This is a genomic window from Paenibacillus sp. FSL R5-0470 (assembly GCF_037975205.1).
Classification (GTDB): Bacteria; Bacillota; Bacilli; order Paenibacillales; family Paenibacillaceae; genus Paenibacillus_AQ.
This window is the reverse complement of the sequence record NZ_CP150238.1, coordinates 4,467,377-4,493,813: the sequence shown is the minus strand read 5'-3', so window position 1 is coordinate 4,493,813 and position 26,437 is coordinate 4,467,377. Positions and strand designations below refer to the sequence as shown.

The following is a 26,437-nucleotide window of genomic DNA, read 5'->3' as shown; positions in this document are numbered from 1 at the left end:
TCATGGCTTTTGGGGCAGCCCTTTTTTTGATCATGAACTATATTTCGCAGCAGGGATGATTATTTTTATGGCTGTGCCATAACCTGGCTCGCTTTCAATGTGGATACCATAAGGTGATCCAAAGAGCAGCTGAATTCGATCATGAACATTCTGGATGCCAATCCCTGATAAATGATGTTTTTTGCTTACATTCACCTGCTCAAGAGCGTTCGGCATCCCTATACCATCGTCCATAATTTCGATGATTAAATGCTCATCCCGCTGGGAGATGAAGATTTGAATATTGCCGCTGACGTATCCAGGGAAAGCATGGAAAAACGCGTTTTCCACAAAAGGCTGGATGATCAGCTTGGGGACCAACAGCTCCGTACTGTCTTCAGAAATCTCAAAGTGGACACCGATTTGATCACCGTATCTGATCTGATTGATAAATACATAATGCTTTAAAGTCTCTATCTCCTGTTTTACAGTAATCATGTCCTCTGTAGATCCTAAGGTATTCTGAAGCATGGAGATGAGGCTATCGATCGTTTGATCCACCTGTTGGGTCCGATGCATGTTGGCTAAATATTTGATCGAACTCAGCGTATTATACAGGAAGTGAGGGTTGATTTGCATTTGCAGAGCATTGAGATCTGCCTTCCGGCGTTCCTGCTGTTCGTAGACAACTCTTTCGGTATACCGGTCAATTTCTCTAATCAGATGATTGTAGGCTTTGGTTAATACATTAGTCTCGTAGCTGCCATCTTCCTGCAAGGGATGCAATTTCAGACTGTCCCCTTTGGACGTTTTCATCGTATTGACTAACTGATTCAGGGGCTGAATGATTCGTTTACTAAGCCAATAGACAAACAACATGCTAATCACCAGTACAATGCTAACTACCTTGATGATTTCGTTTGAGATTGTATATAGCGGCGCAAATGCAGTTAATTGATCAACCTCCTCTATAATGTAGGCATTAAACTCCGGAAGGAAATACGAAATATAGGTTTGTTTATTTTCTGAATTTGTGACGATACCTCCTTGCTCCACAGCGTTCATGGCATTCAATAGAAGAAAGGAATTATACGTGCTAATGGAAGCCTTATTGCTGCTGGAGAGAATCGTACCCTCTGCTGAGATAAGCGAGATATGAATGCCTTCCGAAATGTAGGGGCTGTATTTAAGATAGATGTTAAGCTCGTCCATAACAACGGCTGTATATCCGTACATTGAACCGGAAGCACTATCTACCAAAGGTTTCGTAGCAAAAATATAGTTTTTATAGGGTACAGTTTCTTTGAAAAGATCTGAACTGCTATGATATTGAATCCGATTGGGAATAACTCCATTAATCGTCATATAATCCGATACGATTTCATCCGGTATTTTATCCCATTTCAAGTTATTGCTTGAATAATGGCGTCCTCCTTTTCCCGGCATTGCCGAAACAATGATATGGGAGTTGTCGGGACTGAGGTAATCTTTGTAGATATCAATATATCTTCCAAGACTCATGACCAGATTGGTATGCTCAAGCGAGGTCAGAGCCGGCTTGGTAATATAATTTTTAAATTCAACACTACTGTTTATCTGCAGCATCGTATTCACAACCTGGTCATTGTATCGCAGTAAATCATTCTTTACCAAATTCATATTGGCGGATGAATTCTGGACGACTTGATTTAGTAGAATCCGCTCTGAAATTTTCGAGGAGGCCATGGTAAGGATGAAGGAGATTACAAGAATCCCCATTAACATAAGGATTAGAATTTTGATAAAGATACTATTCTTACGAAGCAAGCCGTTCACCTGTCTTTACTGGGAGATTTGAGTACGGAACTCCACAGGAGTCTTTCCAGTCATTTTTTTGAATACCTTCGAGAAATAATTATGTTCTGAGAATCCGGTTAAACGGCTGATTTCTGATACGGTTAAATTAGGGTCCAGCAGCAGTTCTTTCGCTTTATCTATTCGCACCCTGCTGATATATGTAGTTAAATTCTCTTGCGTTCGCTGTTTGAAATAAGAGGAGAGGTAACTATAGTTAAGATGCAAGGTATTTGCCATTTCTGATAATGAGATTTCATTAGCATAATGTTTGTTGACGTATTCATAAATCTGGTGCAGAATCATCGATTGTTGATCTGTTTGTTTCATACTGGATTTCAGTGCATCTAGGAATTGTATCAAAATACTCTCTAATTCATTGATGCTATAAGCTAAATCAATGGTTTTAAATAACTTTAGTCTGGACGAACCAAGCTCAGAAATGGGCTGCTTAATATGCTCAAGTGTACTCATTGCCGTATAGATGAGATTTTGACATAAACGTTTCAAGCTATATTCGTCATAGTCCTGTGTAGATAAGATTTTCAGAAAAAACGCTTTCAATTGTTCTCTGGCGTCATCTATAGCCAAAATCCGTAACAATGAAGTAAACTGATTCAGGTCGAAAGATACCTTTTCGCTAGGAATGAGAATTGCATTTTCCGGAACTACTACTTGTGTTGGGAAATAGATCAGTTTGCCAAGGTACGGTGTTAATCGCAAATGCGCTTCCTTAATCTGTTCTAAACCGGAAAATGGATTGGAAAGAATAAATGAGATATACAGAAGCTTTTCTTTCACGGCCTCAGCTAATGATTGAATTGATGTCATTATATTTTGAGCTGCAGTCTCCTCGTAGTTTAGGAGAATTAGAAATTCTGTCTTAAGGAATATAAAAGAATAGGTTAAGTTATTAGATAAATGTTGCTTTGCCAATGAAAGAAGGAGCTCCTCCATTTGGTTTTGACTCCACTCTGTTCTGGACAGAAGTAAGCTGTTGCTGGCTTTTGCCAGCATAAAGCAATTTCCTCGAAAATATTTTGTGAGCAAGTCTATAGATTCTTCAATTGGTAACGAATCATGTTCAAGCCATTGGGAAAGGATCAACGAAATGTCCAGATTAGGACGAATATTACCGGATGTATGTAAGTTCACTGAACCACACAATGTCTGGATTAAAGTTATAAGCTCAGCAGAAGAGACTTTCGGTTTGAGTAAATAATCAGTAACGCCGTATTTAAAGACTTCCCGAACATAATCGTATTCACTGTAGCTGCTTAATACGATAATTTTAATTTCCGGATATTTCACTTTCATGATTTTTGAGAATTCTATTCCATCCATAACTGGCATCACAATATCGGTGATGACGACATGTGGACGTGTGGATTCGATATGGTCGAGCGCATCTTGGCCATTTGAGACCTGGGAAACGATTTCAATTCCATATTTGCTCCAGTTACATAAATGCATAATCCCCGTTCGAAGGATGGCTTCATCGTCTACGATCATCACCCGATAGGTTGAAACGTTATTGTTCATAGTAGGACACCCCGTTATTTCTCTTGTTGTATTTTTCTCATCATATAACAATCTTTCATATTACGGTATGGGATCTGGTTTGAAAAGCTATATACAAATAAAAAGTGCTATCGACCATAATTTTTACTAGGAAAAAAATAACATTTATTAAATGAACAATAATTACTACTAAGAAAGAACGAATGATTATTATACTTATCATTTTGAATTCTCTAAAATTAGGTTCAAGCGTTAAAGAATGAACCGCTTACATACAAAGTCAAAAGGGGTTGTAGAAATTGAAAAAATGGTTATCAGTATTGCTCTTAGTATCAATGACAGCAACGGTACTCGCTGCTTGCGGGTCATCAAATTCAGCGGAGAAAAATGAAAGCGGTACTACTAAGAAAAAAGTGATCGCTTGGGCCTGGGACCCTTCCTTTAATGGTGCAGCTTTAAAGATCGCTGAAGATCTTTACAAAAAAGAAAATCCTGATTTTGAGCTAGAGGTTGTTGAAATGGCCAAAACGGACTTGGAACAAAAGCTGAATACTAATCTGGCAGCAGATGTTAAAGACGGTCTTCCAGATATTATTCTGGTAAATGATCCTAATATTCAAAAATATGTTAACGCATATCCAAATACCTTCGCAGATTTTGGTGACAAGATTGATTACACTCAATTCTCTCCATACAAGGTCGATGCACTTAAGGTAGACGGTAAAATGTATGGTGTTCCTTTTGATATTGGTTCAACAGGTATGTTCTACCGCTCGGATTATCTGGAGGAAGCAGGTTTTACGGATGCAGACTTACAGAATATCACTTGGGATCGTTATATTGAAATCGGTAAAATTGTAAAAGAAAAGACGGGCAAATACATGGCGACCATTAATCCAAATGATGAAGCCTTAACCTCCATTCTTCTGCAATCGGGTGGATCGTGGTACATCACACCTGACAATAAAGGAAACTTTGTTAATAACCCTGTAATGACAGAGACCCTTCGTGTATACAAAGCGATTTCTGATTCCGGGATTGCTAAGCCTGTTACAGGCTGGAGTGAATTTGTAGGCAGCTTTAATGCTGGTGATGTAGCTACAGTAGTATCGGGAGTGTGGCAGGTATCATCTATCATGGATGCTAAAGATCAAAGTGGTAAATGGAAAGTAGCGCCAACGCCAAGATTGGGAATTGATGGTGGTGTTAATGCATCGAATGAAGGCGGTTCCAGCTGGTTTGTGCTTGATGGCTCAGCTAATAAAGATCTTGCAATTGATTTCCTGTCCAAAACAGTGGGCTCCAGCAGTGAATTCTACGAGCGATTCTTGACGGAAAATGGCGGTGTGGGTTCCTTTATTCCGGCATTCTCCAGTGAGGCTTATGGTCAAACCTCAGAGTTCTTTGGTGGTCAAGCTATCTACAGCGATTTCACGAAATGGTCTACAGAAGTTCCGGGGATTTCTCTGGGAATGTATACACAGGAAGCAAAAGATGCACTTAAAAATGAATTGCCAAACATTCTGAATGGCGCGGATTTGACGCAAAGCTTAGCTAACATCCAAAAATTGTTCGAACAACAGGTGCAATAAATATAAAGTTAGCAGGTGGGGATAGGATATGGAGAAAAAGTGGAATAAATCTACTATCGCGGGATGGCAGTTCGTATTATGGCCTTCACTGATCATAATGCTGTTTAGCTTCTATCCCATGATTCAATCATTACTGTTATCATTTCAATCAGGGAAAGGGACTGTGTACAGTTTTGTAGGGCTCAAAAACTATGTGCGTCTATTCTCCGACCCTATGTTTAGACAAGCGGTCTCGAATACTTTATTATACCTGGTTATTCAGGTGCCAATTATGTTGTTCTTGGGCTTAATCATTGCCTATTTTCTTAATATGCCTGGTTTGCGCTTTAAGGGGTTTTATCGTACGGCGATTTTTCTCCCGTGTGTAACCTCATTGGTGTCATATGCAGTCTTGTTCAAAAGCATATTCTCTGTAGACGGTATTCTCAACCGTATGCTTATGTCCATTCATTTAGTGAGTGAGCCTGTTGGATGGCTCACTGACCCACTTTGGGCCCGTATTGTTATAATTCTAGCAATCACATGGCGTTGGACGGGTTACAACATGATTTTCTATTTATCTGCTATGCAAAATATTGATCCTAGTGTGTATGAGGCGGCTTCTATTGACGGAGCTTCAAAGACTCGGCAGTTCTTCAGTATCACTACACCAATGTTGAAACCAATTATTTTGTTTACAGCAATTATCTCAACGAATGGTACGCTGCAATTATTTGATGAGGTCGTTAATATTACCAATGGTGGACCGGGTAACTCGACAATGACGATATCGAATTATATCTATAATTTATCGTTCGTATATACTCCTAACTTTGGTTATGCGGCTACAGTCTCCTATGCCATTGTAATCATGGTAGCTGTGTTGGCATTTCTTCAACTTAAGGTGGGAGGCGAAAAAGATTGAGCAAGCTAAATAAATCAATCATTCATTTCTTTTTAATCATAGCGTCTGTCATTTCTCTATTTCCTTTTGTGTGGATGCTTATTGGGATGACGAATACTTCTTCGGATATAGTAAAAGGAAAATTCTCGTTTGGCTCAAGCTTTTCCGATAATGTAAGTCATTTATTTGGCTCGACCAACCTTGGCCAGGCGTTCTGGAATTCTGCTCTGATCGCGGTCGTGGGTACCCTCCTAACATTGCTACTTAGCTCGATCGCAGGGTATGGATTTGAGATTTATCGGACGAAAGGTAAAGATCGCCTGTTTGGTATTCTAATGCTCTCCATGATGATGCCGTTTGCAGCGATCATGATTCCACTGTTCCGGATGTTCAGTAAATTTGGAATTTTAAACACGCCTGTAGCAGTTATTCTGCCCACCATTACAACCGCGTTTATGATTTTCTTTTTTATGCAGAATACCAAATCCTTCCCGCGAGAATTGCTGCAAGCAGGTCGTGTGGATGGGCTGGGTGAATTGAGATTATTCACAAAAGTGTATATGCCAACCATGAAACCAACCTATGCGGCAGCAGCGATTATTACATTCATGAGTAATTGGAATAACTTCCTGTGGCCGTTGATTGCACTCCAAAGTCAGGATAAGAAAACACTGCCTTTGATCGTGTCATCGTTAGCTTCGTCTTATAATCCAGATTATGGAATGATTATGGTTTCCATAGTTATCACTACATTGCCGACAGTATTAATCTTCTTCTTGCTGCAGAAACAATTTGTGCAAGGGATGCTCGGATCTGTGAAGTAGTAACAAAATGATATAGTAGGGACGGGGGCATTTAATTGTCTCCGTCCTTATAAGATTTTGTTTAACAATAAATAGCACAACCTTCGATGAATTGATATAATAGAAACATATATTCGCGTACTTCAGAACCCTATACGGATGTATACGGGTTTTATTTTTATTTGGTGAGGATGGCAGAAAGATGAATTGGTCGGATTTTGGCGAACGAAATAAACGATTGAATCCCCTATGGAATCTGGGGGCTGGGATGAACCTTGGCGAAATCCAACCGTACAAAGAAATGGTATCTTTAAGCATCTTGTTGCAAGTCTATTATTTGGAGCTAGAATCCAATGAGAGAAGATCCAAGGAAGATATAATAGCGCTGGCTTGGACTGCATTGGAACGGTTCAATATTGCGAATCTCGGGACTACCGAATCCGTAGAACGCTTAGTAGACGGCCTGCTCTGGAGCGGAAATGGTGGGGATTTTGAATCCTATTATTATGATGATGCGGCTCGGCAAATGTCTGTGCAGAAATATAAGTATTTCATGGTGGATGAGGATGCGACCCGCAGTAGCTGGGAAGAGAGCGGCAGAACAATCTATCGTCTCTCCGAATATGCCATGGAGCTTATTTTTATGAGTCATGAGATTATCGAAGAGTTCCAGATCAGCATCAAGCTGCTCGAGATTCAGATGCATATTAAGCATGGACGTGTAACTCGGGCGCTTCAGGATGTAAATGAGCTTATCTCCCGGGTCCGGAAGATGACCCATGAACAGCAGGAATACAGGAATGCATTGCGCCGTAACCCGAAGCATATTTTCAGTGAATTTGGAGTGGCTCGGCATCAGCGACTCGAAGAAATTCATCAGCAGTTCGAGGAAGAACGCAAGCATTTTGATAACATTCATCGTTCTCTGGCCCGGCTTGCCAATGACGAGAAAGATGTGATCGACTTTAACGAGATTCGTATTCTTTCAGAACGAGTGGAGCTCTCTAGGCGAGTACACGATGAACTGGCTGAGATAGTCTTGAACATTTTTGAGGTGGAGACTAATTTAAGATTGAACTTCCCTGAATTATTCTGGGGAGCAGCCGGATTTAACTTCCGTACTCATATCTGGGAGGAATGGGTTAAAGAAGAGGGGCTTCCAAGCGGCGACAGCCTTGAACTGCTTCTTGGCGGATTGTTTGCTCCGAATCAGGATTTTGTTTATCCGCTTCCCTGGGCTTGGGAGGAGCAAGAGGTTGGTTTTATTCCGGAATTTGTGATGGATGAACTTGATGATGAGATAGATGCGGAGACCGTTCAATATATTCCTAAGGGGATTCCTTGGGCGGAAGTCGTTGAACTGTGGAAGCCTGTGTTCAATGCTCTAGCCGAGTGTGGAAGCTTTACATTTACTGAGGAAGCTTTTACCCCGGAGGAATTAACACGTTGGGCACGCACACCGGATGCTATAGATCTATGGGTGCAGTTTTTTCATTCTGAAATTATAGTACAAGAACAAGCTCCAGAGAACAGCAACGGATCCGATGAATGCCAGTTGCTAATCCGGTATGTACTAGAGGATGATCCTCAACTGGAGAGCTTGCACGGCAAGCTGCTGCGGACGAGCATTGTTTCAGAACCATACCCAAGGGTACGCTGGTCTGGTCTGGACATGAGTCCATTTATTATTAAGATCGTGGAGAGGTGAGAGGTTACAAGCATGAGTTATACATTAGAACAGGTACAGCAAGCTTCACGGCTATTTTTTGAATTACTTCGTAAAAAAGTAATTCCTCTCGATGATCCTGCGGCGGCAGAATGCCTGCAGGACGCTGGAACATATGATGCGCTTCAATATGTTGCCAAGGAGGCAGGCTGCCGAGTGATGAATTCCGGACAACGTCTCCATCTGCTCGTCAATCCACTCGGGTCAGTGTTCGCCACCAACTTTACCCAGTTGAAGAATAAATATTCACGAATTGAGCGCAAAACTCATTTACATATCATTAATATTATCATCCTTGTTTTTCTGGCCGAGATGGACCAGGACGAGACTCATTTTAAGTCCGGACAGGACAGTATGTCCTATATACAGATATCCGATCAGGTGTCTTCACTTTTTCAAGCTTGGATACAGATGGATGATGAAGGTCAGTTTAGCCAGCAGTGGCGGTTGGATATCCAAGCGATGTCGAAGGTGTGGACTAACCTTTATATGCAAACTAAGAGTCAGGAAGAGAGCGATCTTCTGACAAGAGGCGCAGGCTCACGAATTGGGCTGATTCATGAAGGCATGAAGCTCCTGGAAGAGGAGAAGCTCGTGTTCATCTCAGAGTCAGAGAAGCGCATATTCCCGCGGGAAGAGCTTTATGAGAGAATGCGGTATTTATATCATGATGTTGACCGGTATCAGGAATTAAAGAAACTCATTGGACGAACTTTAGCTGAGAAAGACGGTGCTACTAATGCCGCGGATTGAACGCATACGGATTACAGGACTTAAATACGAGAAAATGCTCAAGAAATATGATGATATGATTCTGGACCTCTGCAACGAAGAGGGGCCGGCCAATACCCTTATAACGCTTATGAATGGCGGCGGGAAGGGCGTACTGCTGCAATCTATATTTCAGTTATTAATGCCCAAAACGCCATGGGGAAAAGACAGTGAGAACCAGGTTGAAGCATTTTTTCATAACCATAAAAAACAACTTAAACCTTACACCTTTCACGTAGCTATCGAATGGCATCTCGACAACAGTGAGCGTAATGAGTACATGACGACTGGTATTGCTATGACAGCACATAATTCGCTGGATCAGCAGGACATAAAAGTAGATTACTTACTGTACGCACTTACAGATTACGGTGAAGCATCTGAACTTACCCTTTCTACGTTGCCGCTCTTTGATGAAGAGTCTGCTGAACCTACGAGTTTTGAAACGATACAGCAATTTATACGAGATCGGCGGGGAGAAATTGTACCTTTCGGTAGCCATAGCTCGGATTTAAAAAGATATTATGATTTCCTGGCTACTCGGGATATTCATATCGCCGAGTGGCGTAATATGAGGCGAATCAATGGGGAAGAGGGCGGTATTAAAGGTTATTTTAAAAAGAATGATGCCTTTACCAACCATAACTTATTCGAAAAGTTAATTATCCCTGAGATAGGTTCCAGTCTAAATGAGGGACCCAAAGAAGAAGACAATACGCTGCAGCGGATGTTTATTGACACGGCGACAGTAGCTCAACGCCTACCGATGCTTGAACAACGGGAACAAGTCTACACAGAGTTTCTTGGCATGGCTGCGCCATTATATGAGCTGGTGAAGCTAGGAGTTGAAGCAGAGAACGCCGTTCAAGAAACTGAACTGCGTGGACGTCAGATCTATACGGTTATCTATGAAGAGCAGAAAAATGCAGAAGAAGCGCGAAGTAAGGTTGCTAATGAACTGGCTGGGCGTTATCAGGAAGCGAAGCAATTGCGATTTGAGACAGACAATCTCAAGTATTTGCGCAGCAAGGAAGAACTGGAGCTAAAACAGGAAGAGTTCAAAAAGCTCAGTGATGATCAGGGACGTGCACGTGGGCGGCTGGACCATTCCAAGGCTCAGGAGAAAAAGCTAGAAGTGGCTCATTTCTTGGCTAAGCGTATGCTCCACACACGACAAATAGAGCAGTGGCAGAAAGAAATTCAAGCCATCGAAGGTTCCTTAGAGATGAAAGAACGTCAAGAGGTCATTCTGGCGGCTAAAGAAAAGCTTCGGAAACAGTGGGATGTGGTGTTTAACCTCTGGCAACAAACGATCAGTGGGTTTGGAACCGCGGAGCGGGCTCTGACGAGTGAAGAAAAAGGTCTGCGCAAGGAGCGGGAGAGCTTTCTGCTGGAGTTAGCAGGTCTGGATATTCAGATTAATGAATTGACGTTATCTATCCGGCAATATACAGAAGAGCTTGGCACATTCGCAGCCCAGCATGGTCAAGAAGCTGCCCATACTCCGGTGGCGGCGCTTCAACGTACGATTTCTGCTGCCAAAACGATACTTCTGGATATGGACGCGTTAGAGGAACAGCATAAAGAGGCTGAGAACCGAAAGCTGGTACTGCATAAGAATCATGCCGAGCTCAGTGAGAAACATCGCTCTTATGAACGAGAGATTGATGAGCTTGGGGTACAGCTCGATTCTCAGACCTATAAAGAATCACAGTTATGGTCACAAATCGTTGTGCTGTTGGAAATGTTTGATGAACATAATCGTTTGGGAGCTACTGGTCTTTTTGAAGAGAAGGATACGATTCAACTACGATTTATCCGAAAAATGGATGAAGTGGAGCAGCAGACAAAACGTTCCAGACGAGAGTACTACAATCAGCTTATGGACGTGGAACTTCAGAACCAATCCTACTGGCTGCCGAATTCAGATATTCTCGCGGTCAAGGATACACTCGATTCGCTCAAGATTCAATCTACACCGGGTAGTTCCTATCTAAATGATCGTCCATACCTTGAACGTGAGGAAGAACTAGAGCACCATCCACTCCTTCCTTATAGTCTGATTGTTACCCGGCGCGAAGCTGATAAAATTAAACCGGATTTGCTGAAGGACACACTGCTGAAATCAGCGGTGCCTATCTTTATCCGTGAAGAGATGGTAGCTTCAGATCCAGTATCTTTTAAGCTTCTAGCTAACCAAGGCCCACAAATGGTACTGGAGCCAGATCGGTTCTTAAACTTTAAGAGCGGTATTCAGGCGAAGCTTAAGGAGCAAGAACAAGTGCTTCAGGACGCGGAGGCTTATTTATCGAAGTTGAAATCTGTGCGTCAGGAATATGAGCGATTATATCAAACAGAGAACACTGTGACGATTACAGCCAAACGCAATACCCTTATGAAACTGCAAAGTGAACTTCAGCAGAGCATTATCAGTCTTAGCAACGAGATTAATGAGAACGAGAGCACGCTTGCTCGGATCGGTCGGGAACTTATCGAGAATAAGGTGCTTAGTGCAGAGCATGAGCAGAGAGCAGCAGCGTTGCAAGGTTGGATTGAACGTTCGAAGAAACATGAGCAGGATCAAAAGGAGAAGAAAAAGTATACAGATCGTAAGAGTCTAGTGAGCAAAGAGCTTGCGAGTAAGGACCAGCAACTCGAGCATCTTGAAGCACAAATGGTAAGCCTTGGCGGAGAGCGCGAGAAATGGATGGGAGATGCCAAGTATGCTCTGTTTCCTAGACTGCAGCATTGGTTCCCTGAAATTGTATTTCCGACATATCATCAGCTTTCAGATGATATCGAAACCACACCAATTGATCCAGTAGAACAGAATCTTCTGTTGCAGCAGCTCAGTACCGTTGAAAGTCTGCAGCAATCGTTGACGGAGAATGAGCTTGAAATTCGAACAAGAGCCGCCCAGATCAAAGCGGCCAGCGAGAATCAAACGGAGCTTGAAGTCAGCCTGAATCAAGTTGATGTGGATTGGCGGAAGGTGGCAGAACCTGCTGAATCTACCGAATCCATTATGGCTGCAAGAAACCGTCAAAAGTCGGAAACCTCTTCGTTAGAAGAAGACTATCAGATGGTTCACGACTCTTTCATCCGTTGCCAGACCGAGTTGGACAATTTGCAGAAGGAACTGCGTAAGGTAGAAAAAGGAATCAAAGAGAAACACGAGCGTGCCGTGGAGATTTGGAATGAGCCACTCGAGCAAAAAGAGACTGACATTCAAGAGCGTTTCCAAGAGAATGAGCACATGCTTAATCAGTGTAAGCGATCTTTGGAACGAATGGATGCACTCATTCAGACGTTATCCAATCAAATCAAAATCATGAATGCACATATTGAGGAACGGGTCAATTTACGGACTGTGTCAGAAGAATTAATGCTGAGTGTTAGAGAAAGCTGCGAGTCTCTCGTTGCTGACTGGCTTCTTCGGATTAAGGATAGCCGGGTTAGACGGGATGAGGTCTCCAGGAAAGTGAAGGAAGAGAAAAATTCATTAACCGGAAAGCTTGCCAAAAACGAACGGAACTCTGAACTGGAGACCAAGATTCTAGATCGTTTAAATACGGTTCATTGGGATAACTTCGCTATTGCTCAGCAAGTCCTAGATTCGATGTTACGTAGCTCACGCGATCAGATTGAGAGCATTCAAAGTGATAAGGAGGATATGGATCTGTCCCGCAAGATGTGGGTCGCCCGGGCTTCTTATCGTGTAGTACAAATCATTGATATTATGAAGCGAATGGAACGTCGAATGATTATTCATAACGAGAATAATTATGCCTTCCCGCTGGTACGACTGAATTATAAGAATATCAATGTACCGAGAGCAAGCGATGAAGTAGAGCCGATGGTGAGCGACTATTTCAATCGATGTATCCAGGAACTGCTTGCAAAATATCCAAAGATTGAACAAGTGCCAGCAGTGGTAATCAAAGAGGTTATTAATGATGGACGAATCGTCTATGCGGCACTTCAGAATCGCTTCCCGATTCTTCAGGTATATAAACCGGTAACGGAGAATTACTTCCTCTATGCCGCTCCGGAAGACTATCATTATTCCGACTGGGAGATCATCAATCGCGGTGCGCTGGATGAGGCTGTCGGCAGTGGTGGACAGCGTCAATCTGTACAGCTGTTGGTAGCCATGATGATCATGACGCATAAACGAGTGAATCGTGAGAACAAGGGATGGACGGTCTTTTTATATGACAATCCTTTTGGAGAAATGGTTTCTAATAACGTACTTGATCCCGTGTTTGAAATTTCTAAGGCTCTTAAATTTCAGTGGCTGATTGTAACGCCACCGGAGCTAGTGAAGAATGACGTTAGCGTTCGCTTTGGTGTGTACTGGCAGCTCTATTTCGGAGGTGTCAAAGGGGATATGTTAGAATCCACTCTAGTCAAGGGAGGAAGAAAGCTCATTCCTGTTTCGCTGTTTTGATCAGCAGCGTTTACCAGCGTCCATAATGAAAGGGGCGTACCGAAGTGGCATTAAGCTACTCCGGTACGCCCCTTTTTTCGCGTTTAGGATGAATTAGGGAAATTGTCCCTAAAATTAGCCAATTACCGGATCAATGTGTGACTTTTAGGGAAATCCTCCCTAATAAATACGTGAATACCCGCTTTACGAAGGAATCACCCTGATAATTAGGGGTATTTTCCCTAATTGTCGCTTGGAGCACGATAAATCTCACATAATTAGGGAGGTTTTCCCTAATTGGTTTTTAGATCCACACCATATATTGGAATAGCTTCGTATTTTAATTCTAGGAGATGAATGATTATTTAGGTTTGCGTTCAGAAATATATGAGCCGGTTAGCGTCAAGAAGGTTCCCAGCAAGGTTGCCCAGGTGATCTTTTCATTCAGGATAAGGGCAGAGGCTGCCACCGTAACTACAGGCACAATATATATGTACACACTTGTTTTTACTGCTCCTAAGATTCCTACAGCCCGATTCCAGGTGACAAAACATAACGCTGAGGCTCCCAGTCCTAAAAAGAGGATGTTAGTAATATTTTGGGTGTCTTTGAATCTACTTAGATCCAAATGAAAATCAAAGATAAATAAAGCTGGCAGCATAAATAGGATTCCATAAAAAAACACTTTACGAGTAGCCCCAATCGTATGAACCTGTAAATCGCTTATTTTTCGCATTAATACAGAGTAAATGGCCCAAACCATAGGGGCTATGAAAGCCAAGAGGTCTCCGATCGGGTTCAGTTTTAGAAGAAAACTTCCATTTAGCCCGATTAAAATAATTCCAGACAGCGCAATTACAAATCCTAATATAAACTGACGATGAAATTTCTCTTCCTCCAAAAAGAAGTGAGCAATCACTGCTGTGAAGAATGGAGCAATTGAGACAATCACGCCTACATTGGAAGCAAGGGTGTAGACTAGGGCAATGTTCTCTAGAAGAAAATATAAAGTAATTCCACATAATCCTGCTGAAATAAATAGTAATTCTTGCTTAATGGATTTCGTTCGCACTGGACGTGAATAGATCAGTAACAATACAAAGTAACCCAAAAGAAAGCGGAAGAACAGAATTTCAACAGGCGTAAAATCCGTTAATAGTATTTTTGAAGAGATAAAGGTCGTTCCCCAGATGATAATTGTAATTAGTGCCAGTAGATGTCCCGTATGGGTCTTGCGTTGATCCATCATATCATGCGATCCGTTGATCGCGTTTGTCCCGGCAGCTGAATAAATATACGCATATATTGCTTAGGGGTTAAGCCAATCAATTTTTTGAAAAAATTTGTGAAATGGCTCTGATCGCTGAATCCGGTTAGTGAGACCACTTCTATGGGGAGTACTCCTTGTTCTAAAAGTCGTTTGGCCTGATTAATCCGAATGGTTTCCAAGTATCGATAAGGAGATATCCCTTTTTGTCTGGTAAATAAACGCAGTAAATGATATTTGCTTAAGCTTGTCAATTCACTTAATTGATTGAGGGTAATATTCTGCGCATAATGAGTCTCTATGTATTCGCAAATAGTTTTGATTTCAGAGGTAAGGTCTTGTGAAGAATAGAAGGGCTCTGCATCGGAATATTCCCTCAGAAGCTGCTCCAGGAGAAACAGAAACAATTCCTCTTTTTGAAAATCAGTTTGATCCTCTAATATCATTTGATGTAGATCGTGTAATGAGGTTGTTAGTTCACTTTGGTAAAGCGCATTATGTGTGAACCGAGGCAAGTAGTCCATGCCGGTAATTTCAAGCACATACTTACGCATTATCTCAGGCTGAATATTGAAGGCGCGGTAATCAAAGGAGTTTCCGTCCATCGGTTCACAGGTGTGGGTATCCTGCGGATTAAAGATGATAACATCTCCGCTGTTAAGGATATGTTCTTCATTGTTACAAATCATAAGTCTTTTGCCTTGTTCAATAAAACCTATAACGTAATAGTCATGAAAATGGTTAGGGAATTTCTGCATGATCCCTTCAAAGCGATACGCCTCAAAATTCAAGCCGCTATCGAAGACGATGGTCCGAACTTCACGAGTCACTGCTGCACCTTCTTTTCAAGTTATGTATAAGCATTATAATGTGAAAATCAGGTGCATTCTTGCACGATGTTGCGATTCCGGAACTTCTTATGTTATATGACAGCTTCCTCTGGCTCTAAAATTTTTGGAATGGTTACCGTAAATGTAGTGCCTTGCTCAGGAACACTTTCTACAGTGATCGCTCCGCCATGATTATGTACAATATTCTGCGTGATCATAAATCCAAGGCCTGTTCCTGTTTCTTTTGTCGTATAAAATGGTTTACCAAGTGCTTTAATCTGTTCCTCTGTCATCCCGCAACCTTCATCTTGCACGCTGATTCGGGCTTCGCTTTCATTTGTAAGCACATGAATATATATGTTTCCTCCACTATTCATGGCTTCCATCGCATTTTTAAGTAAATTAATAAATACCTGTTTCAGCTGATAAGCCTCACCATGGACCCATATGGAGTGATCTGTACAGACAGGGAGGATCTGAAGGTTTTTCAGTGCAGCTTGTCCATTCATTAGTGTGGTGACTTGTTCTAGTAAAGATAATAAATCCACTGGTTTACTGACATGCGTCGTTTGTGGCTTGGATAAGACCAGCAGCTCGTTGACGATAAATTCGATGCGTTTCAATTCTGACTCAATAATGAAAAAATATTTATCATTCATGCGCTCGGAAGAGCGAAGAAGCTTCATAAAGCCGTTAATGGCGGTAAGCGGATTTCTGATTTCATGAGCGATTCCAGCTGCTAATTGCCCTGCGGTAGATAATTTCTCGGATTGGATTAGCCGTTCTTCTTCCAGCATTTGCTGAGAGACATCTTTAAATATTCCGATAAATGCCATGTTTCCATTGAAGATAATCGGTAATGTGAATCCATCCACAAATTTCTGCTGACCATTTAAGCAATTAATTAAGTAGCAAACAGAGCCAATCGTGTCACCACTATAATATCTTTCCCTTCGTTCTTGGAGGATTGCATGATTGGTAAGGTCTACAATATTAGTAGTGGATGTACCCATCAATTGATTCAGGCTCTCCGCATGGATTAACTGTAAGCCCGCTGAATTCACATACTGAATAATCCCTTTTGCTGTAATAACAACGGTCAGAGGTAATCCCTCCAGGAGTTGCAGGAATGATTTATCTTTTTCTAGTAGACTGCTTTCCGCTTCTTGCAGCTGAGTTTCTATATGCCTGATCAAGGTCTTGTTCTCAAATTGAGTAAAATAATATAGGGGTGCACCATTAGCATCCGAAACGATAGATATGGAGATCTCTATTGATAACAGCTGTCCGGTTGGTAGGTAGTAGTCCTGTTGGAATCGATGCGGATGGATGTTCATAGAGGAAAGAGACCTTCCAAGCTCAGCAATTTCATGGATCTGACTTAGAAGGGTTCGGACGGATGGTGAAGGTGTTATTAACTCGTTATGATCATATCCCAATAGGGTACTTAGGGCTGAATTCCATTTTAGGAACGTTCCATCTAACGAAACTAGAGCCATTCCAATTACAGCATGTGTAAAAGCAAAATCAAAACTTTGGAATTCATTGGACCGCACTGCTATTCACCTCTCATATTCTTTCCACTATATGTAATAGTCATAGTATAAAACATATAATCAAATAAAATATATAAATTTTTATGTGATCGAGAATCGTTCGAAATAGCTATGTGTTGTTGTGAAAATAAGGGTGCAAGAGTCAAACGATTTCAGTTAGAATTAAAGGATATGTTGTATTTTTAGAAAGTGGAGGCGTTGTGCCGTGCAATCAATCGTTGGTGAAATCAGAGAAATTAATCGCTATCCAGTCAAGTCATTTGCAGGTGAACGATTGGAAACCTGTGTAATAGAACCGTATGGAATGTTAGGGGATCGCTTCTGTGCCTTTTATGATGAGTCAAAAGAGGGCTGGTGGCGGTATTTTACGGCTAGAAATAATCCTAAAATGCTTACCTACCAAGCGCAATTTATCAATGGAGAAATTCATGTAAGGGCTTCGGATGGACGAACCTTTGGGTGGGATGAGCATTTATTGGAAGAAATCCAAAGCCAAACTAAAACGCGAATTACCATGTCTAGTATAAAAGCTTCACATCCACAGCCAGAGCACCCGCAACTGTTATCGGTGGATGGCGCCAGTATTTTACTCATTACGGATGCTAGTTTGAAGAAGCTAGAGGCTGCGTGGGGACATTCCTTAGATCAGCGCCGGTTTCGTGGGAACTTTGTTATAGCTCTAAGCGATGAATCTCTTTTCGAAGGGGATTGGATCGGGCGGCAGCTCTCCATAGGAGATGTTCAGCTACAGGTAGATAGTTTTTGTGAGAGGTGTATGGTTATCACGATGGACCCGGATAGTCAGGAAAGAGACCCTAAATTATTGAAAAAACTAAACCAAGAATTTGAACTACACTTCGGAGTGTACGCTTCTGTAGTTAAGACAGGGGAAATCAGAATTGGAGACAAAGTAGAATTAATGGATTAGATAATGATATAAACGTCCTTTACATTCTCATATGGATAATTTACCCTTTAAAGGAATGGAAAATTCATAGCGGGAGGGAATGTATGAAGAAGAAAATAATATCCCTGTTGATGGTATCTTTACTTTTAGTAGTTTATCTTCCAACGAATGCATTAGCAGCGGATAGTAGCAAAACGCAAACATATGTGAACACTCAGAAGCTCGCGGCAGAGAAGGCAGCATTCTTAACGGAAAAGATAGGAACGTCAAGTCTCCAATATGCTCTTATCGATGGCGATAATATCGTTATGAGCGGCACAGCTGGATACAGCCATGTGGAGAGCAAGACAGCACCAAGCACTACAACGATGTATGGAATTGGCTCGACGAGTAAAATGTATACGACCGCTTCTATTATGAAGCTCGTTGATCAAGGAAAGGTAGATTTGGATGCACCTGTTGTATCGTATCTGAATAATTTTACGATGGAAGATTCACGTTATAAGCAAATCACCGTACGAATGCTGCTGAATCATTCATCAGGTCTTGGGGGTTCGAACTTATCAAACTCTTTCTTATTCAATGATTCTGATTCTATCGCCAAAGATAATTTGCTAGCGACTTTGACAACTCAACGCCTAAAGGCAGATCCAGGAGCCTACTCTGTATATTGTAATGATGGATTTACGCTGGCGGAGTTGATTGTTGAGAAAGTTAGTGGAATGGACTTCACTACATTCATCCATCAGAATTTTACAGGTCCTTTAGGGCTTGGGCATACGAAAACGCCAGTAGATTCTGTGGATTCTAGACAGCTGGCAAGTGTATACAATGCTACCTATCCTGCCGCTTTACCCCAAGAGACGATTAACGTGATTGGAACAGGGGGCATCTATTCTACGGCTGAAGATTTGGTGCGATTTGCAACTATTTTCACTGGAGGATCGAAAGAAATTCTGTCAGAAAAATCAGTAAAAGCGATGGAGCAAGAGGAGTACAAGCGTGGAATGTGGCCAAAAGGAAAAGATAATTCGTTTGCGTATGGATTGGGCTGGGACAGTGTAAATTTATATCCATTCAATCAGTACGAGATCAAAGCTCTGACAAAGGGTGGGGATACAACTCTGTATCATACTTCACTTGTTGTATTGCCTGATCAGCAGATGGCAGCAGCTGTGGTATCTTCTGGTGGGGATAGCACAACCGATCAGATGCTTGCTAACGAAATATTGCTCAGTGCGCTACAAGAAAAGGGAGTTATCAAGGAACTAAAACCTACACCTACATTTAAAGCTTCGAACAAAGAGGTTATGCCGCAGGGATTGCTGGAGTATGCGGGTGTCTATGCTGATTCTACACAACTGATGAAGATAGAGATTAGTAAAGCTGGGGAATTGAGTATATCTTCGATTATGGCACCTACATTTCCAGCTCAGAAATTTTCGTATAATACAAACGGTGAATTCTTAGATGCAACGGGTACTAATAAAGTCAGCTTTGTGAAGGAAAGCAATGGTCGTGTCTACCTTTGGATTCAAGGGTACGGGGTCATTCCAGGGCTTGGTGAGACTGCTCTTTCTCAATATTCGGCTGAAAAGCTAGAGGCAAACGCTTTATCCAATGAGGTCTTGTCAGCTTGGCAGCAGCGTCAAGGGAAATTGTATTTTGATGTCAGTGAGAAGTATAGCTCACAATTTTACATGAGTATGCCAGTAGCTGGAATTGCTATGTTCCCTGATGCACCGGGCTATATGGGCTCAAATAAAATAACTGGGCCGAATAAAGCTGAAATGACCGTGCAAATTCCAACTTTAGGTGGGCGCGATCTTGCGGATATTGTTTTTGAAAATAAAGAGGGCGTGGAGTATCTCAAGGTTGGAAACCAATTATTTATAACGCAGGATGCCATTAAACCTATCTATGCCGGCCCGCAATCATTGGTGACTATTCAAGCAGATGGATATGCGAGATGGTATGAAGTACCTGAGACAGCATCAGGCAAGTTGATGACAGTAGGGCTACCACCTAAAGGTTCCTTTGCTGTTTATGATGCGAATGGTGTGTGTGTGAATTTCTCTACTGTCAGTGGTCTTACGCAAGTTAAACTTCCGAGTAACGGGAAAATTGTATTTGTAAGCGATGTGGGTGCGAAGTTTGAATTGACAATCAAGTAGTTATAAACCATTCAATTATATTTTATTAAAAAAGATCCTGTTATCCAGATAATATATCTGGATAACAGGATTTTTATTAGAAAATTCTATATTCCCTATTTAAAATTCTTAGAAAACTCTTTTATTTTATCTACAAAAATCCCCTTGAGCTGATCAGTACCTTCTTTGGGAGCCTTATAGGCTTTATAACCGCCAAAGGATTCGATGCAAATCGCAGCTTTTTTTAAATCATCTGGGAAATTCTTCTCAATTAATTCCTCCGTAGTCTTTGGTTTTTCGTTACAAATATAGTAGCCCATCTTCTTATTTAGTAACTCATCTTTATTTTTTTTGATAAAATCACGAATCGCTTTATATATTTTCTCGTCTCTTACTCCAGCACCTAAAATAATGCTATCAAATGCCTCAAGACTTGGCTTCTCTATTTCAATATTACAGATCTTACTCTGAGGAAGCTCTTCTGATAATACCTTTGCGCATTGCTCTGTTGCCCCTGATTTTGTAGCGTATAGAATAAGTACTGCCATTGTGGTCCCTCTTTTCAGTTTAAATTGTTCAGGTTTCAAAATAACCTCGCAAATCGAATATCTTGATAATCAAGATATTATCTATACTATCGAAAATGCAGATCTTTTGTCAAGTTAGCAACAAGTTCTCATGCGTTAATCACACACCCTTATTATGGTATCATAGGAATAATTACGCTATCACTAACTACATCTTTTAAGAATCAAACGATAAAGAGGGGAGTGGAGATAAGTTGAGTATTATCGTAATGCTAGTCATCTATTTTTTGCTTGGAGTATTCGTGATTAAATTAGGCATCGATAACTCTAGAAGTACGCAAATATCAAAAGAAATATTAAATGAGTTAAGAGAAATCAAAGAACTAATGATAAGAAATAAATATGAATAACTTCTTAGAAGGAGGGCATCAGGATTGATCATTCCATTTTTATTATTAATTATTGCTTTTTCTGGTTTTTTTCTAAGGATATGGATTGTTGGCCCGGATAAAGAAAAACTTTCTGACGACGGTAATGAGCTAAATATAAAAGGTAAATTAATACTCGGACTTATTGGATTAATTTCGGTAATTGTCATAATGATAGCTGATGGCGTACAGGGGATGGGAATGAAGTGGTTTTGGATTGTATTCATAATTATTTCCCTAGGATTTCAGTCATTTATTGATTGGAAATTTTTAAAGCATACGAAACAACATATCGTTTCACTGATTTTGTTAGTTGAAGGTGTGGTGTTAGTTTATTTCCTTTTCTAATCGTTTGTACCATAAAGCCTAATCTCCTGTCGCGTGCACAAGGGATTAGGCTTTTTTGCTTATTGTAGATAAACGATCCTTTTGATGTATTGATCACTTTTTCACATAAGAGGAGGGTTAAAATCTACCCTAGTTTAAGTTATTATTCGCCTATCCGAATTCATGAATGGAGCTTTATAATCTCAAATGTAAGCGTTTCCTAAATGAGTATAAAGGGGATGAGGAGATGTCGACAAAAGGGACAAAACATTTTATATGGGGATTTCTTATAGTATGGGTCATGTTAATGACGATCTTTACGTTTAATGATCTGAATCTATCCAAAGCTCTGTATAACGAACATGAATCGTTGTTTGGTTGGTTTTTTGAGGTATATGGAGAACATCCAGCTTTTCTAGTGTTATTCGCAGCTGGAAGTATTCTATTTAGTACGGTTAGAAATGAACGGTTGATAAAGAAGATTATGGTCCGTCTGGTGTCCGGATTATTCATCCTACTTAGTGGATTTGGTATTATAACGATTACTTTAACTCGTGGGTATGGGCTGGATGGGGATCATGTTATGATCAACAGTTTAATTATAACCGTACTATTTGCAACGTTGTGTCAATGGCTATTGAACCGTATAGCTGTTCAAACGCTCAGACAGTATAATCGTGCTGCTTGGGCAGCTATCGTGATCGTATTCGCGGAGATTCTGCTTGTAAATGTCCTCAAAATCTTTTGGGGAAGGATGCGTTTTCGTAATATGGAGGGCGATTATTCTCTATTTACAAGCTGGTTTCTCCCCCAAGGCATTCAAGAGAACGGCGTCACAACGGAAGCATACAAATCCTTTCCTTCGGGTCACTCTGCCAATGGCTGGACCATGATGCTGTGGATGATGTTTATGCCTTTCGCTAATAAATGGCGCAATATCATGCTTGTCTGTGCGGTAGTGTGGGGAATCAGCACCTCGACTAGCCGCGTCATTATGGGAGATCATTTTGCAACGGATGTATTATTTGGAGCATTTATTACAATTACTTGTATGCTGCTGTTCTGTAAGCTCTTTAAGGTTGATCTGTATCCTAATAGTCAGCCTAACGCTACCGCTCTGTTAAAAGATAAAAATGCCCCCTATTTTCGTTAAAATACGGACAGTTTAAAAGAATCAGCTTCAGTACAATGCAATTAAGAAAGCGCTAACAAAATGCGGCGCAGGGGAGATGGTAGTATGAATGAAAATCAAATGCCATGGAGAGAGCGAATTAGTTATGGGCTAGGCGATACCGCGTCAAATCTAATTTTCCAGATGACAACACTTTACCTCATGTACTTCTATACGGATGTGTTTGGTCTGAACCCTGGTGCAGTAGCTGTGGTATTTCTTGTTGCACGGGTAATCGACGCGATCGTCGAGCCGTTCATTGGTGTCATGATTGACCGCACGCAAACAAAGTGGGGGAAATGCAGACCCTATTTTCTTTGGCTTGCTGTTCCTTTCAGCTTGACTGCAGTACTTATGTTTTTGACGCCGGATTTTGGTGATACGGGCAAACTTGTATACGCATACATTTCGTACACCGTGCTCGGTATTATGTATTCCGGTATTAATCTACCACTGTCTGCAATCCTGCCAAGTCTGACTAGTAATTCTAATGAACGTACAGTGATCAATACGGTTCGTATGATATTCGCCGTGATTGGGGTTGTTACAGTTAGTGCTGGAACGATGCCGCTTGTGAAAGCTTTTGGTGGTGGCGATCAAGCAAAGGGTTTTCTGGTCACCATGATCTTGTTCTCAAGCATTGCACTGCTGCTGTTTCTAAACATGTTTGCGAACACTAAAGAACGAGTAAAAGCCATTGATGAAAAACCGCTTCCGATGCGAGAAGGTGTTAAAGCGCTCAAAGGCAATGTGCCTTGGTTGATCATGCTTCTGATGAGCTTGTTCCTGTGGATCACAACATCGATACAAGGACAGACCAGCATTTATTATATGACCTATTATATGAAAAAGCCTGAACTCATTCCTATCGTGAATTCGATGCAATTGTTGATGATATTTTCGATGGTGATCGCTCCTTTTGTAGTGAAGAAAATTGGGAAAAGGAACACAATTATTATGGGATCAGTGGTTTCTATCATTGGCTACCTTATTGCAATTACTGGGGGGAATGCCCTTTCTGTTCCGGTGCTGTTGGCAGGGCTTCTTATAAGCGGGCTTGGCATGGGAGTAGGAGCAGGTCTGATTTTTGCAATGATGGCCGACACGGTTGATTATGGGGAGTGGAAATCAGGTGTTCGGGCACAAGGCCTACTTTATTCTGCTGCTAGTTTTGGGGTTAAGGTGGGGATGGGACTCGGTGGAGCACTTGGTGGGGTGATATTGTCGATGGGTGGTTATGTAGCTAACTCCACGGCGCAGTCAGAATCCGCATTAGCTGCGATTTCATTTAACTATTTGTGGGCACCGATTATTGGCCAAATTATTATGATTACTTTGCTGTTGTTCTATCGTCTTGACAAGGATCAACCCGTTATGATGCGTGAGCTCGAGGAACGTCGCAATTCTTCTATCGCTATGTAAAGAAACTAGTCATTCATAAGGAGTGAAATGAACATGGTACCTAACATTCAAGAAATTATTGCACAAATGACTTTAGAGGAAAAAGCAGGTCTTTGCTCAGGACTAGATTTTTGGCAGACAAAAGCCGTCGAACGACTAGGTATTCCATCCATCATGATGACAGATGGTCCACATGGTCTGCGTAAGCAAAAAGCTGGGAATGATCATTTGGGTATATTCGATAGTGTCCCTTCTACTTGTTTTCCGGCAGGAGCTGGAATGGCTTGTTCTTGGGACCGGGAGCTAATCAAGCAGGTAGGCGCAGCCATTGGGGAAGAGTGTCAGGCAGAAGATGTCTCTATTTTACTGGGGCCTGGAGTTAATATTAAACGTTCACCCTTATGCGGCCGCAATTTTGAATATTTCTCTGAAGATCCGTATTTATCCTCCGAGATGGCAATAGGCCATATTGAAGGTGTTCAGAGCCAAGGCGTTGGAACTTCGTTAAAACACTTTGCTGCAAATAATCAAGAGCATCGGCGTATGTCTGTAGATGCAATTGTAGATGACCGTACACTAAGGGAAATCTATTTGGCGAGCTTCGAAAGCGTGGTGAAAAAAGCGCAGCCATGGACCGTTATGTGCTCCTACAATCAGGTGAACGGTGAGTATGCTTCAGAGAATCCGTATTTACTCACGGATATATTAAAAGAAGAATGGGGACATGAAGGGTTCGTAGTTTCTGACTGGGGTGCGGTGAATGAGCGAGCTAAAGGCTTAGCGGCAGGTTTGGAGCTAGAAATGCCCTCAAGTAATGGTGCCGGTGATCAGAAGATTATCGACGCGGTTCAGAGCGGAACATTAGCTGAAGCAGCACTGGATCGTGCGGTGGGTCGCTTGCTTTCTATTATTTTCAAAGCTGTTGAGAATGACAAAGAAAATGCTTCCTATGATCCTGAGGCACATCACCAATTAGCTAGAGTTGCTGCCAGAGAAAGTATGGTGCTACTCAAAAATGAGGATGGGTTGCTTCCTCTGAAACGTGAGGGCTCCTATGCCGTGATCGGTGATTTCGCCCGTAATCCACGGTATCAAGGTGGTGGAAGCTCACATATCAAGCCAACTAGGTTGGATGATATATATTACAGCCTTCTAGAAGAAGCGGGTTCATATGCGAAATTGAGTTATTCTCAAGGTTACGTTTCTGATAGCGATGAGCCGAGTCTGGAACTTATTGGGCAAGCCATAGAAGCCGCTTCACAAGCAGATACGGCGATTGTGTTCGTCGGATTGCCAGAGCGCTATGAGTCTGAAGGCTACGACCGGACTCATCTTCGTATTCCAGAGAGTCAGATCCGCTTGATCGAAGCAGTCGCTGATGTTCAGCCTAACACTGTCGTTGTGCTGAGTAATGGATCGGCCATTGAAATGCCTTGGATCAGCAACGTCAAAGCTGTGCTTGAGGGTTATCTAGGTGGGCAAGCGCTTGGTGGTGCCATCTCCGATCTGTTATTCGGAAACGTAAGCCCATCAGGTAAGCTGGCAGAGACCTTCCCTTTGCAGCTGGAACATAATCCTTCCTACTTAAATTTCCCTGGCGAAGGAGATACCGTTGAATACAAGGAAGGATTGTTCGTAGGATACCGCTACTACGATGCTAAGCGAATTTCGCCTTTATTCCCGTTTGGATATGGTCTCAGCTATACAACATTTGCATACTCTGATCTTTCGGTAAGTTCGCACTCTTTGAAAGATACTGACACGCTGCAAGTAAGCGTGAAGGTTACCAATACTGGCGCTATGCAAGGCAAAGAAGTAGTACAGCTATATGTAAAAGACGTACTCAGTAATGTGGTGCGGCCAGAGAAGGAGTTAAAGGGCTTCGCGAAGGTAGATCTGCAGCCTGGGGAAACGAAGCAGGTAAGCTTTACGCTTGATAGCAGAGCGTTTGCATATTATAACGTGAAGCTGAAAGATTGGCATGTGGAAACCGGTGAATTTGAAGTTTTGGTGGGAGCTTCCTCCCAAGAGATCCTGCTTGTTGAGTCTGTGATTGTTGAATCAACTGTATCCCTCGCTAAATCCTATACCCGTAATTCAACTATAGGTGATCTTATGGGAGATCCACAGGCTGCTGCTATTATTCAAGCCATGCTGTCACAAGCTGGTGAGATGATGCCCATGCTTCAGGATGGCTCGGATATGATGATCGAGATGATGCGCAACATGCCGATTCGTGCAATGGTTATGTTCAGTCAAGGTGCTATGACGGAACAAGGGTTAGATGAGCTGATTAATCTATTGAATTCCAATAAATAAATCTGGGAGAGTGA

At 41.7% G+C, this 26,437-nt stretch carries 18 protein-coding genes; 12 read left to right on the top strand and 6 right to left on the bottom strand.

Translation table 11 applies throughout. The features are described from left to right. Positions 1–30 precede the first annotated feature (30 nt). Together MKY99_RS19840 and MKY99_RS19835 are read right to left on the bottom strand one after the other, a co-directional pair. Positions 31–1,743: a sensor histidine kinase gene (locus MKY99_RS19840; protein ID WP_339265917.1), complete on the bottom strand. Its 1,713-nt coding sequence runs from the start codon at positions 1,741–1,743 to the stop codon at positions 31–33. A gap of 57 nt (positions 1,744–1,800) precedes the next feature. After that, positions 1,801–3,354, bottom strand: a complete 1,554-nt coding sequence (locus MKY99_RS19835; RefSeq protein WP_339265915.1) for a response regulator — start codon at positions 3,352–3,354, stop codon at positions 1,801–1,803. Between the two features lie 278 nt (positions 3,355–3,632). On the opposite strand from MKY99_RS19835, the gene MKY99_RS19830 reads away from it, so the two are divergent. From MKY99_RS19830 to MKY99_RS19805, 6 genes are all read left to right on the top strand, one after another. After that, positions 3,633–4,925 (top strand): ABC transporter substrate-binding protein, encoded by a 1,293-nt coding sequence (locus MKY99_RS19830; protein ID WP_339242380.1) that lies wholly within the window; start codon positions 3,633–3,635, stop codon positions 4,923–4,925. 28 nt (positions 4,926–4,953) lie between these two features. Further along, positions 4,954–5,829 carry a sugar ABC transporter permease gene (locus MKY99_RS19825; protein WP_076121149.1) on the top strand — a complete coding sequence of 292 codons (876 nt, stop codon included), beginning with the start codon at positions 4,954–4,956 and terminating at the stop codon, positions 5,827–5,829. Further along, on the top strand, positions 5,826–6,632 hold the full coding sequence (locus tag MKY99_RS19820; protein ID WP_339265913.1) for a carbohydrate ABC transporter permease: 807 nt from the start codon (positions 5,826–5,828) through the stop codon (positions 6,630–6,632). The genes MKY99_RS19825 and MKY99_RS19820 overlap by 4 nt, the downstream gene beginning before the upstream one ends. Before the next feature lie 181 nt (positions 6,633–6,813). After that, on the top strand, positions 6,814–8,319 hold the full coding sequence (locus MKY99_RS19815; protein WP_339265911.1) for a hypothetical protein: 1,506 nt from the start codon (positions 6,814–6,816) through the stop codon (positions 8,317–8,319). Positions 8,320–8,331: 12 nt separating this feature from the next. Further along, the gene (locus tag MKY99_RS19810; RefSeq protein WP_042129190.1) at positions 8,332–9,090 is read left to right on the top strand and encodes a DUF6063 family protein; all 759 of its coding nucleotides are present in this window, start codon (positions 8,332–8,334) and stop codon (positions 9,088–9,090) included. Continuing rightward, a complete protein-coding gene (locus MKY99_RS19805; protein ID WP_339265909.1) occupies positions 9,068–13,558 on the top strand; it encodes a hypothetical protein in 4,491 nt (1,496 codons plus the stop codon). Before MKY99_RS19810 ends, MKY99_RS19805 begins: the two co-directional genes overlap by 23 nt. A gap of 340 nt (positions 13,559–13,898) precedes the next feature. Here the strand turns inward: MKY99_RS19805 and MKY99_RS19800 are convergent, their stop codons facing one another. The 3 genes from MKY99_RS19800 to MKY99_RS19790 all read right to left on the bottom strand — a co-directional run bounded on the left by MKY99_RS19800 (position 13,899) and on the right by MKY99_RS19790 (position 17,190). Then, positions 13,899–14,786 (bottom strand): DMT family transporter, encoded by an 888-nt coding sequence (locus tag MKY99_RS19800; protein ID WP_339265908.1) that lies wholly within the window; start codon positions 14,784–14,786, stop codon positions 13,899–13,901. Then, positions 14,783–15,634 carry an AraC family transcriptional regulator gene (locus tag MKY99_RS19795; protein ID WP_339265906.1) on the bottom strand — a complete coding sequence of 284 codons (852 nt, stop codon included), beginning with the start codon at positions 15,632–15,634 and terminating at the stop codon, positions 14,783–14,785. Before MKY99_RS19795 ends, MKY99_RS19800 begins: the two co-directional genes overlap by 4 nt. Before the next feature lie 92 nt (positions 15,635–15,726). Then, positions 15,727–17,190: an ATP-binding protein gene (locus MKY99_RS19790; RefSeq protein WP_339265904.1), complete on the bottom strand. Its 1,464-nt coding sequence runs from the start codon at positions 17,188–17,190 to the stop codon at positions 15,727–15,729. 205 nt (positions 17,191–17,395) lie between these two features. Between MKY99_RS19790 and MKY99_RS19785 the strand changes: the two genes are divergently transcribed. Together MKY99_RS19785 and MKY99_RS19780 are read left to right on the top strand one after the other, a co-directional pair. Next, the gene (locus tag MKY99_RS19785) at positions 17,396–18,118 is read left to right on the top strand and encodes an MOSC domain-containing protein (protein ID WP_339265902.1); all 723 of its coding nucleotides are present in this window, start codon (positions 17,396–17,398) and stop codon (positions 18,116–18,118) included. 83 nt (positions 18,119–18,201) lie between these two features. Continuing rightward, positions 18,202–20,271: a serine hydrolase domain-containing protein gene (locus tag MKY99_RS19780; RefSeq protein ID WP_339265900.1), complete on the top strand. Its 2,070-nt coding sequence runs from the start codon at positions 18,202–18,204 to the stop codon at positions 20,269–20,271. A gap of 95 nt (positions 20,272–20,366) precedes the next feature. Here the strand turns inward: MKY99_RS19780 and MKY99_RS19775 are convergent, their stop codons facing one another. After that, positions 20,367–20,798, bottom strand: coding sequence for a flavodoxin domain-containing protein (locus MKY99_RS19775; protein ID WP_042189762.1), 432 nt, complete (start codon positions 20,796–20,798; stop codon positions 20,367–20,369). 413 nt (positions 20,799–21,211) lie between these two features. Here MKY99_RS19775 and MKY99_RS19770 point away from each other — a divergent pair, with 413 nt between their 5' ends. The 4 genes from MKY99_RS19770 to MKY99_RS19755 all read left to right on the top strand — a co-directional run bounded on the left by MKY99_RS19770 (position 21,212) and on the right by MKY99_RS19755 (position 26,423). After that, positions 21,212–21,553, top strand: a complete 342-nt coding sequence (locus MKY99_RS19770; protein WP_042189760.1) for a DUF4181 domain-containing protein — start codon at positions 21,212–21,214, stop codon at positions 21,551–21,553. Between the two features lie 226 nt (positions 21,554–21,779). Continuing rightward, entirely contained in the window at positions 21,780–22,685 is a 906-nt protein-coding gene (locus MKY99_RS19765) for a phosphatase PAP2 family protein (RefSeq protein WP_339265897.1), read from the top strand. A gap of 84 nt (positions 22,686–22,769) precedes the next feature. Beyond that, positions 22,770–24,125, top strand: a complete 1,356-nt coding sequence (locus tag MKY99_RS19760) for an MFS transporter (RefSeq protein ID WP_076286555.1) — start codon at positions 22,770–22,772, stop codon at positions 24,123–24,125. A gap of 33 nt (positions 24,126–24,158) precedes the next feature. Then, positions 24,159–26,423 carry a glycoside hydrolase family 3 C-terminal domain-containing protein gene (locus tag MKY99_RS19755; protein ID WP_339265896.1) on the top strand — a complete coding sequence of 755 codons (2,265 nt, stop codon included), beginning with the start codon at positions 24,159–24,161 and terminating at the stop codon, positions 26,421–26,423. Positions 26,424–26,437 lie beyond the last annotated feature (14 nt).

Excerpts from the sequence above, each read along its gene's own strand:
- MKY99_RS19840 (WP_339265917.1), bottom strand. The coding sequence starts at position 1,743 with ATGTTAATGGGGATTCTTGTAATCTCCTTCATCCTTACCATGGCCTCC.
- MKY99_RS19835 (WP_339265915.1), bottom strand. The coding sequence starts at position 3,354 with ATGAACAATAACGTTTCAACCTATCGGGTGATGATCGTAGACGATGAA.
- MKY99_RS19825 (WP_076121149.1), top strand. The coding sequence starts at position 4,954 with ATGGAGAAAAAGTGGAATAAATCTACTATCGCGGGATGGCAGTTCGTA.
- MKY99_RS19815 (WP_339265911.1), top strand. The coding sequence starts at position 6,814 with ATGAATTGGTCGGATTTTGGCGAACGAAATAAACGATTGAATCCCCTA.
- MKY99_RS19810 (WP_042129190.1), top strand. The coding sequence starts at position 8,332 with ATGAGTTATACATTAGAACAGGTACAGCAAGCTTCACGGCTATTTTTT.
- MKY99_RS19800 (WP_339265908.1), bottom strand. The coding sequence starts at position 14,786 with ATGATGGATCAACGCAAGACCCATACGGGACATCTACTGGCACTAATT.
- MKY99_RS19780 (WP_339265900.1), top strand. The coding sequence starts at position 18,202 with ATGAAGAAGAAAATAATATCCCTGTTGATGGTATCTTTACTTTTAGTA.
- MKY99_RS19775 (WP_042189762.1), bottom strand. The coding sequence starts at position 20,798 with ATGGCAGTACTTATTCTATACGCTACAAAATCAGGGGCAACAGAGCAA.
- MKY99_RS19765 (WP_339265897.1), top strand. The coding sequence starts at position 21,780 with ATGTCGACAAAAGGGACAAAACATTTTATATGGGGATTTCTTATAGTA.
- MKY99_RS19760 (WP_076286555.1), top strand. The coding sequence starts at position 22,770 with ATGAATGAAAATCAAATGCCATGGAGAGAGCGAATTAGTTATGGGCTA.
- MKY99_RS19755 (WP_339265896.1), top strand. The coding sequence starts at position 24,159 with ATGGTACCTAACATTCAAGAAATTATTGCACAAATGACTTTAGAGGAA.